Annotated in this window: 1 protein-coding gene; it reads right to left on the bottom strand. The window is 39.3% G+C overall.

What is annotated here, in order from left to right:
• Positions 1–10: 10 nt before the first annotated feature.
• Positions 11–934 (bottom strand): threonine ammonia-lyase IlvA (ilvA, locus tag V7147_RS24740; RefSeq protein WP_335370452.1); only part of this gene is annotated, 924 nt, incomplete at its 5' end.

Here is a 934-nt window from a genome sequence, read left to right as displayed (position 1 = left end):
TAATTGAATTTTAGATCAATAAATTAAATAAAGTATTTTCTTTATTTAACTCGCGGAATGGGAACCCTTTTTTCACCATCCGGTTCACTAAAGCCTCATAGTCATCCTTATGCTTAAGTTCAATCCCGACGAGTGCAGGACCATTTTCCTTGTTATTTTTCTTAGTGTATTCAAATCGAGTAATATCGTCAGTTGGGCCTAATACTTCAAGTAATAATTCACGTAACGCACCAGCTCTTTGTGGGAAATTCACGATAAAATAACATTGTAAACCTTCATAAAGCATTGAACGCTCTTTAATTTCCTGCATTCTGCTGATATCATTATTTCCACCGCTAAGCACACAAACCACGGTTTTACCTTTTAGCTTATCCTTGTACAAATCAAGAGCCGCTAATGATAATGCACCTGCAGGCTCCGCAACGATGGCATTTTCATTATATAAGTCCAAAATGGTTGTACAAACCTTGCCCTCTGGTACAACAACAATATCGTCAACAAGTTCATTACTAATTTCATATGTTTTTTCGCCAACCGTTTTAACCGCTGCCCCGTCAACAAACTTATCAATCTTCGGCAATGTTGTAACCGAACCATTTGCAATTGACGTCTTCATGCTTGCTGCACCCGCTGGTTCAACACCAATCACTTTTGTCTCTGGAGAAATACTCTTCATATAGGTTGAGATACCTGAAATGAGTCCGCCCCCACCTATTGCTGCAAATACAAAGTCAACTGGTTCAGCGCAATCGTTTAAAATCTCGACCGCTACTGTACCTTGTCCTGCTATTACATCAGCATCGTCAAATGGATGAATGAATGTACGTTTTTCTCTTTCGCAGCATGCCACTGCTTCTTCATAAGAATCATCGAATGTATCGCCAGTCAATACAATCTCAACATAATCGCGACCAAAAGCTTCTACTTGAGAAAC

The organism is Bacillus sp. JJ1521, assembly GCF_036965165.1.
Classification (GTDB): domain Bacteria; phylum Bacillota; class Bacilli; order Bacillales; family Bacillaceae_L; genus Ferdinandcohnia.
The sequence above is the reverse complement of the archived record's forward strand: the minus strand, read 5'-3'. Positions and strand labels throughout refer to the sequence as shown.